Annotated in this window: 7 protein-coding genes; 4 read left to right on the top strand and 3 right to left on the bottom strand. The window is 39.7% G+C overall.

Annotated features, from left to right (window positions below):
• On the bottom strand, positions 1–177 hold a 177-nt coding region (locus FTV31_RS17565), incomplete at its 3' end, for a transposase family protein (protein WP_180013756.1).
• A gap of 336 nt (positions 178–513) precedes the next feature.
• On the opposite strand from FTV31_RS17565, the gene FTV31_RS06450 reads away from it, so the two are divergent.
• The 4 genes from FTV31_RS06450 (at position 514) to FTV31_RS06435 (ending at position 7,618) form a co-directional block, all read left to right on the top strand.
• The gene (locus FTV31_RS06450; RefSeq protein WP_180013754.1) at positions 514–1,758 is read left to right on the top strand and encodes a carbohydrate porin; all 1,245 of its coding nucleotides are present in this window, start codon (positions 514–516) and stop codon (positions 1,756–1,758) included.
• Between the two features lie 166 nt (positions 1,759–1,924).
• The gene (locus tag FTV31_RS06445) at positions 1,925–4,327 is read left to right on the top strand and encodes a glucose/quinate/shikimate family membrane-bound PQQ-dependent dehydrogenase (protein ID WP_180013752.1); all 2,403 of its coding nucleotides are present in this window, start codon (positions 1,925–1,927) and stop codon (positions 4,325–4,327) included.
• A 233-nt stretch (positions 4,328–4,560) separates the two neighbouring features.
• Positions 4,561–6,693, top strand: a complete 2,133-nt coding sequence (locus FTV31_RS06440; protein ID WP_180013750.1) for a TonB-dependent receptor — start codon at positions 4,561–4,563, stop codon at positions 6,691–6,693.
• Positions 6,694–7,327: 634 nt separating this feature from the next.
• Positions 7,328–7,618, top strand: coding sequence for a hypothetical protein (locus FTV31_RS06435; RefSeq protein ID WP_180013748.1), 291 nt, complete (start codon positions 7,328–7,330; stop codon positions 7,616–7,618).
• A gap of 204 nt (positions 7,619–7,822) precedes the next feature.
• Here the strand turns inward: FTV31_RS06435 and FTV31_RS06430 are convergent, their stop codons facing one another.
• Together FTV31_RS06430 and FTV31_RS06425 are read right to left on the bottom strand one after the other, a co-directional pair.
• Complete coding sequence (locus FTV31_RS06430) at positions 7,823–8,266, bottom strand: BLUF domain-containing protein (protein WP_180013747.1); 444 nt, start codon at positions 8,264–8,266, stop codon at positions 7,823–7,825.
• Positions 8,267–8,477: 211 nt separating this feature from the next.
• The gene (locus tag FTV31_RS06425) at positions 8,478–9,488 is read right to left on the bottom strand and encodes an HlyD family secretion protein (protein ID WP_180013746.1); all 1,011 of its coding nucleotides are present in this window, start codon (positions 9,486–9,488) and stop codon (positions 8,478–8,480) included.
• Positions 9,489–9,491: the final 3 nt, after the last annotated feature.

Below are 9,491 nucleotides of genomic sequence, written 5' to 3'. Positions count from 1 at the left end.
AACATTCCAGTCGATGCCTTCGCCCTCGGGTAAATCTTTGGGTAAATTAAACAGATTGGACCGAATCAGGCAGTCTTCAACATGACGGACAATTCTTGAGGCTGTGGGCTCTGAAACCCCGTAACTCTTCGCAACGTGAAATAAGGTTCGGTATTCCCGCTTTCCTCGGTAACAAATTCAAGAATAGAACGGCAATGACCATCAAGTTTTAGTATATAAAATGAGAAAAGACCAAATATTTTTTTATTACGCAATTCGAATTGGTAAATTTTTGTACAAAAGAACTGATGTAGAAAAAATATTTATAGGTAGTATTATTTTTATTAATATTATATTTATTTTCTCTTAAATTATTGAATTTAAAATTTAAAATTTTATTAAATTAAAATTAACAAAAGGATTAGATTAGCTAAACTTTATAACATTATTAATACTTTTCCTTCATTATTTGAAACTAAAAAATTAAATGAGTGTACTATATTTAGTAAAAACGTGATTAAGGTGAAGCATTTAATGTCTATTTCTCCCTTATCTAAGGCTGTCTATACATCCTTAGTTGGATTGCTATTGGCAAATACAACTACTCAGGCCGCTGATGCATTTAGTGCAGAAAGTCCGTGGATGTTGGGTGACTGGAATGGTCAACGTATCCAGCTTCAAGAACAGGGCTATGATTTTAGCTTTGGATATACAGGTGAAATGGCGACTTTACTTGACGCGAAACGCTCAAATAGCCATGGCACAGAATATACCGGTCAGTTAAACCTGGGTGCTCATCTGGATCTGGAAAAAATTGCCGGCTGGAAGGACACTGAAGCACAAGTTACGGTGACTCATCGTGATGGCCGTAATCTTTCGAATACTTCTGATGCGCTTACAGGACATTTAAGTTCAGTTCAGGAAGTATGGGGCCGCGGTCAAACCTGGCGTCTAACAGATTTCTGGATCAAGAAACAATTCCTGGATCAAAAACTGGATGTCAAAGTCGGACGTTTTGGTGAAGGTGAAGACTTTAACAGTTTCGATTGTGATTTCCAGAATCTGGCATTGTGTGGTTCACAAGTGGGTAACTGGGTAGGAGATCAATGGTATAACTGGCCAGTTTCTCAATGGGCTGCGCGGGTTAAATATAACGTTACCCCGGAAGTTTATACTCAGGTAGGGGTTTATGAATACAACCCTGAGAATCTGGAGCGCGGCAAAGGCTTTAACCTGAGCACAGACGGCTCTAAAGGCGCGATCATTCCTGCAGAAGTGGTGTGGACACCGAAACTGGGTGAACAAAAACTGCCAGGTGAATACCGTGCTGGTTATTACTACAGTACCGCTGATGTAGATGTCATTGATACAAATTCAGATGCTAAAGGTCATCATCACGGGGGCTGGATCGTAGCGAAACAACAAATCACTGCACATCCTGGGGATACTTCTCGTGGTTTAAGTGGTTTTGTGAACGTCACTGTTCATGACTCTAAAACCAACCAAGTTAGTGATATGCAAAATGTCGGTCTTGTCTACAAAGGTGCGATGAATGCCCGCCCACAGGATGAAATCGCTTTGGGTGTTGCCCGTATCAATATGAACAATGATGTATTGGGTAACCGTAGTGAAGAAGTCGATGCGGAAATCTATTACGGCATTCATGCAACTAACTGGCTAACCATCCGTCCAAACCTGCAATATGTCCATCATGTCGGCGCATATAAAGACGGTGAAAATGTCTGGGTAGGCGGAATCAAGTTTAATACGTCGTTCTAATCGGAGTTTTTAGTTGCAAATACACAATTGATTCTTCCATTACTTTGGGGCATTGATGAACTGATACTCCAAGTATTCATGTATTTATAACTAAGAACTTAACAATATGGTGTCTATGCCGCTTAAGTGCTTAGACGTTCAAGAAATCAAAAAAAAGGTGTTCAATATGAATACTTCGTCTTCAGGTTCAGTACTGAAAACGATTCTGGCAGCTATTGCTGCCATTTTCGGTTTGGTTCTGCTATTTGGAGGAATATATCTGGCAACACTTGGTGGGTCTTGGTACTACATCATTGCCGGTCTGTTCTTCCTGGCGACAGCCGTGTTATTACAAAAACGTAAAAGCACAGCCCTTATTGTTTATGCAGTATTGGTCCTTGGTACAGTGGTATGGGGTCTTTGGGAAGTGGGTTCAGACTTCTTTGCACTGGCACCACGTCTAGATATTTTAGGCCTATTCGGTCTGGCCCTGCTGATTCCTGCAGTGACTCGTGGTTTTGGTGACAGCAAAGCGGCAAAAATGGCGCTGACTGGCTCGCTGGCAATTACGATTGCTGTCATGATTTATTCTGTATTTAATGATCCGCAAGAAATCCGTGGCGAATTAAAATCACAGCAACCTGCAGTCCATCAAGCCATTCCGGGTATTGCCGATGAAGACTGGCCTGCTTATGGTCGTACTCAGTCAGGTTTACGTTATTCTCCATTAAAACAGATCAATTCTGAAAATGTAAAAGATCTTGAACTGGCTTGGGAATTCCGTACTGGCGATACTAAAACAGATAAAGACTCTGGTGAAACGACCAATCAGGTGACTCCAATTAAAGTGGGGAACAACCTGTTCATGTGTTCAACTCACCAATATCTGATTGCACTTGATCCTGCGACTGGTAAGGAGAAATGGCGCTTCGATCCTAAACTGAAAGCAGACAATACCTTCCAGCATTTAACTTGTCGTGGCGTATCTTATTATGATGCGAACAATACTGCAGGTTTTGAAAGCAGTCTGGCTGCACGCTCAACAACTTCTGCTGAATGTCCTCAAAAAGTGATCTTACCGGTCAATGATGGACGTCTGGTAGCAGTGAATGCGACTACAGGTAAAGTATGTTCTGACTTTGGTAACAATGGTGAAGTTGATCTGCAAAAAGACATGCCATTCCCATATCCAGGCGGTTATAATCCGACTTCACCTCCAGTGATTACAGGTACAACCATTATCATCGCGGGTTCAACGACGGATAACTACTCAACTGAAGAACCTTCAGGTGTGATCCGTGGTTATGACGTAAATACCGGTGAATTATTATGGGTATTTGATACTGGCGCAGAAGATCCAAACGCGATTCCAGCTCCAGGACAAAAATTTGTAAACAATTCGCCAAACGCATGGGCACCATTGGCTTATGATGCACAGTTGGATATTGTCTATGTACCAACAGGTGTAGGTACACCGGATATCTACGGTGGTCACCGTACTGAGCTAGATGAGCGTTATGCAAACTCTATGCTGGCGATTAATGCGTCTACCGGTAAGTTGATTTGGAACTTCCAGACTACTCACCACGACTTGTGGGATATGGATGTACCCGCTCAACCGACATTGACTGATATCAAAGACAAAAACGGGAAAATGGTTCCAGCGATCTATGTGCTGACCAAAACCGGTAATGCCTTTGTATTAGACCGTCGTACAGGTGAAGCGATCGTTCCGATTACTGAAAAACCAGTACCTCAGTCAGTAAAACGCGGTCCGCAAACTAAGGGCGAGTGGTATTCAAAAACTCAACCATTCTCTGACTTTAACCTGGCACCTAAAGATAGATTGACTGATAAAGACATGTGGGGTGCCACTATGTTTGACCAGTTGATGTGTCGTGTATCGTTCAAGAAATTAAACTATGACGGTATTTATACACCTCCATCTGAAAATGGTACGTTGGTGTTCCCGGGTAACCTCGGTGTATTCGAATGGGGCGGTATGTCAGTCAACCCAGACCGTCAAATCGCATTGACCAATCCAATTGGTTTGCCATTCGTGACTCGCTTGATTCCTGCTGATCCTAACCGTGAGCAAACTGCCAAAGGTGCAGGCACAGAAGCGGGCGTACAACCCATGTATGGCGTGCCTTATGGTGTTGAAATCAGTGCCTTCCTGTCTCCATTCGGCTTGCCATGTAAGCAACCTGCATGGGGTTATGTGGCTGGTGTTGACCTGACCAATCATGAAATCGCTTGGAAACGTCGTATCGGTACGATTCGTGACAGTATGCCGGGCATTCCATTGCCTCCATTTAAAATGGGTGTACCAATGTTAGGTGGTCCAATCTCGACTGCAGGTAATGTGATGTTTGTCGGTGCAACTCAAGACAATTACATCCGTGCGATCAATGTAACTAATGGTGATGAGCTGTGGAAAGGTCGTCTGCCTGCAGGTGGTCAAGCGACGCCAATGACTTATGAAGCCAATGGTAAGCAGTACGTTGTGATTATGGCGGGTGGTCACGGTTCCTTCGGTACCAAAATGGGTGATTCTTTGGTTGCCTATGCACTACCTGACAATAAATAATGAAGTTTTATAGTTAAGTAAAAAAGCCTGATTCGTCAGGCTTTTTTATGCAAAATACAGGCTGTTATGACAATAAAGCTTGATTAGAAAATGATGGACCTTTAGCTCGGCTTTCCTGCAAGTATTCAGTTTGATCTTATGCAGGTGCTGAGTCTTCGAAAATTAATAAGACACTTTTAAAACTTTTGAACTCCCATGGCATGAGTAAATGCCAGATATCAGGAATATTAGCTATGCACCTTCATACCACGCGGTTGCCGATGAAATCGACTTTATCCTGTCTGATTGCTTGTATCAGTCAAGGAATTTATGCGGAAGAACCGGTTACAGAGGTACAGCGACTGGCTCCCATTGTGGTTGAAGCAACCCGTACAGATCGTGCCATTCTGGAAACACCGGCATCTACCTATTATCTGAATCAGGAACAACAGAATAGCCTGAATGTAAATCTGTCTGAAACCTTAAAAGGTGTACCAGGTTTACAGCTGAATAACCGCGAAAATTATGCTCAGGATTTACAGATCTCAATGCGGGGCTTCGGTGCACGTTCGACTTTCGGTGTGCGAGGAGTACGTTTATATGTAGACGGTATTCCTGCGACTATGCCGGATGGGCAGGGGCAAACCTCGAATATTGACCTGAATAGCTTGGATCATATTGAAGTGCTGAGTGGGCCATTTTCTTCGCTATATGGTAATTCTTCTGGCGGAACCATCCTGACACAAAGCCGTGAAGGGCAGGGACCTGATTCAGTCACTTTGGGATATTCGGGTGGCAGTCAGAATAAAGGCCAAACGAACCTGGTGCTACAAGGTGGTTCAGAAAATGCTTCTGAACCAAGCTATATCATCAGTTCATCTTATTTTGATACCGATGGTTTCCGTGATCATAGTGGTGCACATAAAGTACTGAACAATGCCAAGCTGACTTGGGATCTGGACGATGGCTCTAAAATTAACTGGGTCAATAACTATGTCAAAATTGCAGCAGATGATCCAGGTGGTTTAGAAAAAAAGGATTGGAAAGCTAATCCGAAACAAGTTGTTGATAATGTACGTGATTACAATGCTCGAAAAGAAATTGAGCAGTTTCAGACCGGTCTGACTTGGAACAAACCAATTGGTGATCAGCAAGAACTATATGGTATGGCATATTGGGGGCAGCGTGAAGTTACTCAATATCAATCAATTAAAAATGTTGCTCAAAATAAACCTCAACAAGCTGGTGGTGTCATTGATTTTGATCGTCAGTTTTATGGCGCAGACCTGCGCTGGACAGGTAAAGATATTTTTCCTAATACCAAACTGATTGCTGGTGTTGCAATTGATGGCATGACTGAAGATCGTAAAGGATATAAAAACTTCGTTGGTAGCACTTTAGGGGTTAAAGGTGAGCTTCGTAGAGATGAAGATAATACTTTGTGGAGTGCAGACCCTTATTTACAAGCTTCTTATAACTTTGTACCTGATTTAACGCTGGATACTGGATTGCGTTATAGCAATGTACATTTTAAAACTGAAGATCATTATATTGTAGGTGAAAATAAAGATAACTCAGGTAAAACTACTTATGAGAAACTTTTACCTTCAGTTGCTTTAAGCTGGAAAATTATCCCTAAGTTAATGGCTTATACAAGCTATGCACAAGGTTTTGAAACACCGACCTTTACTGAAATGGCTTACCCAGCAAATGACACTAATGAAACCTTTGGTTTAAAAGCTGCTGAAAGCGAAACTTATGAGCTAGGATTAAAATCTGCTAATCGCTTTGGTGATATGACCTTAGCAGCATTTCAGACTCAAACCAAAAATGACATTGTTTCTGCGGGAAGTGATGGCGGGCGCTCAACGTTTCGTAATGCAGATAAAACTCTAAGAAAAGGATTAGAGCTATCTTGGAGTAAAGACCTCTGGCGAGATCTGACAGCTCAAGCCAGCTATAGCTATATTGATGCAACTTTTGATGCAGATATTCCAGAGCTTTTTGATGAGGAAGGAGAAGTTGCAGTATCTAGAGTTGCCGCAGGAAACTATATTCCCGGGATTGCTAAAAATCAGGCTTTTGTCAGTCTAGGCTGGAAACCTGAAAATGGTTTTAATGCAGGTCTCGATGTGCGTTATTCAGACCGAATTTTTGTGAATGATATTAATTCTGAAGTTGCACCAAGTTATACAGTGGTTGGGGCTAATGTAGGCTATAACTGGAATGTCAAAGATTTATCTATAAAAACGTTTGCACGCGTAGATAATCTGTTTGATAAGGATTATTCAGGTTCAGTCATTGTCAATGAAAGCAATGGTCGTTTCTATGAACCTGCAGAAGGTCGTAACTGGAGTGCTGGGTTAAGCGTGACAAAAGAGTTTTAATTTAAATCTGATTTAAGCTTTCTCTATTTATTCAAGATTAATGTTCACATGTGAATGTCCGCCAAGATAAACAATAAGTGCGAATCTAGGGCGGACATTTCTATTTTGGAGTTACAATGATTTATTTCGTATAATGTATATTATGTTAAATAAGATATTATGCATATAGCCTATTCCTGTATGTAGCAATGACTTATATTTTTAATAAAAGCCTAAATAAATACTCTTTTGGTCTCTTCGTTCTTCCTTCAAACATTGAAACGTCGATAATGATATAAAATCTAGATCGATCCTTTGGATAAATAAAATTTCAGACTCTAAAGGTATAAATCGTTGAAAAATATTTTCCTCGAGATAACTTAGCTCTTTGATTAAAGCTTGATGGATAGATTTATTCAATTCTATGTACTTCGATTGTTTCATTTAAAGCATAAATTTTTATTTGAGACATTGTTTTCTACGCTCTTATAGTTACAGTTTTAATTATAGTGTGGGCTTTAATCTGGCTGGCATTGTTGTTCAGCATCATTCATAAAAAGTTCAATTATTTATACAAAACAACTAAATGCTGCCCTGTCTAAATTGTTAAAATTCTGGTCCTCTATAAAAAACTTGAAGATTGATAAGGACTAAAGTGAACAAACAACATGATTTACCTGAACTAAGTAAATATAGTGAGCTAAGTAGCGATGAACAAGTAGCTATTCATCAAATGCTTATCTCTTACGTACGCTCAGATCACTTTTATAATATTATCTTGACTCACAATGTTGAACCCTATGACTTGGTTAAGCTTGTAAGTATTAGTTTTGAGAATAGAGACGCAGCTATCTGGGTTCATTTCGAAACAATAACTGCTGAAAGACTAACTATGCCTCTCGATTTTATTTCAAGAATAGAAATATGTAATCAGGAAATATTTTAAATATTGAGACTTGAAGTGCTGGAATTTATTTAAGTTGTCTCGGAATTTTAAATCTATTAAAAAATAGAGACGGTTAACCATCTCTATTTTTTAAAACTAAAAATTTAATTATTCTATAAATTTCAATAACTTAAAATTATAAATATAACATGTAATATAGCAATTTCTTTAAATTAACATATCACATGTTACATCTTAATTTGACTAAGCCATCACTTGGGCTTTGTATAAATCATCTTCGTGCTGTCTGAGTAATTCTATAAAAGCAGGAATAGTATCTGAATCCAGGAGATAAGGGTTAAATCCATCATGATGATTCTTGATAAAGAACTCAATGAGATCATTATGAACATTGGCATACTTCATGTGCCAACTAGAGAAAAGATAGAAGTCGATTAGTTCATAAGAAAGAATTTCACAGTTCTTATGGCGTGGATCTTTAACTATTCGATTATAGAAAAGGTCTTTTACACTTTCTTCAGTGCCTTCCAAACACTGGACAAAATAATTATTACCGAAATAGAGTGCGCCAAAGATTTTGTGTAACTCATTAAATTCTAAGGCTTCTGTTAAAATATTATAAAGTTCAGAGGTAGAGTATCTCTCATCTTTGAACTTACTTACATATAAAAGCCTTACGTCATTCATAATAAAAAATTCCTCCTGTTTAAAAAAAGTTCATACGAAAATATAAAAATTTGAACGAATGGTCAATTAAAATGTAATGACAAGGTAATTTAATGGTCAAATTACATACTTCTTATTATTACCTTTTTTATATAGCTGTTTGATCTTTTTAAATCAGGATTCATAACAAGGTTCTCTTTTCGTAAAGAACCTTGTGTTATTGAATTACAGGTCAGTTTTTTCCTTGCTTTTCTATATGCACTGTTGCTGTTCTCCCTGCAACGAAGGCAAGTTCATTCTTTGGTAATTCATCCAGAATAATTTTAACAGGGACACGTTGGGCTAAACGTACCCAGCTAAAGGTTGGATTTACATTCGCTAAAAGACCTGAACCAGCAGTACGTTCGCGATCTTCAATCCCAGAAGCAATACCTTGCACATGGCCCTTAAGTTTTTGCGAATCACCCATCAGCTGAATGGTAGCTGGTGCTCCCACATAAATTTTATCCAGTTTGGTTTCTTCAAAATAACCCACTACATAGAGTTGTTTGCGATCTAGTAATGCTGCAACCGCTTGGCCAACTTTGACATAGTTCCCTTCTTTTAATTCAAAATTTGATAATGTCCCATTTGCTGGAGCAACAACTTCTGAACGATGTAAATTAAGTTGCGCGAGATTGAGGTTATTCTCGGCGACTTGTATTAGTGCTTTTTGCTGTTCGATATTCGCTTTTGCCTGTTCGATTGCAGCTAAGGACTGCTCATGCTCGGCATGTGATTCATCTCGTGCAGCAAAAATCTGATCCTGTTCCTGTTTTGAAATAGCACCATCCATTAAGCTTGAATAACGGCTCGCATTTTTGTCTGCCAGATGAATACTCGCTTGGGATTTCACGACATTGGCTTTAGCATTCGCCAGTTCAGCCTCAGCTTGCGCTAAACCTGCTTTTGCTTTCGCAAGATCCGCACGAGCCTCTTCAACTTCCAGTTCTTGACGTTCAACATCAATTTTAAATAGAGGCTGCCCTTTCTTAATAGTCTGGTTATCTTGCACCAGTACTTCTGTGACCAGGCCTGAAATATCTGATGACACCTGAATTACATCACCACGTACACGCCCGTCCCTCGTCCATGGCTCAGAATTATAATAATTCCAGATATGTCGAATCACTAAAATGGCGAGAACAGCCACTACCGTCAAAAGTACAGGTCGCAAATATTTGCGTAAATTGACAGATGTCATATA

Origin of the sequence: Acinetobacter sp. YH16031, assembly GCF_013417335.1 — a bacterium.
In the GTDB taxonomy this organism is placed as follows: Bacteria; Pseudomonadota; Gammaproteobacteria; order Pseudomonadales; family Moraxellaceae; genus Acinetobacter.
The sequence above is the reverse complement of the archived record's forward strand: the minus strand, read 5'-3'. Positions and strand labels throughout refer to the sequence as shown.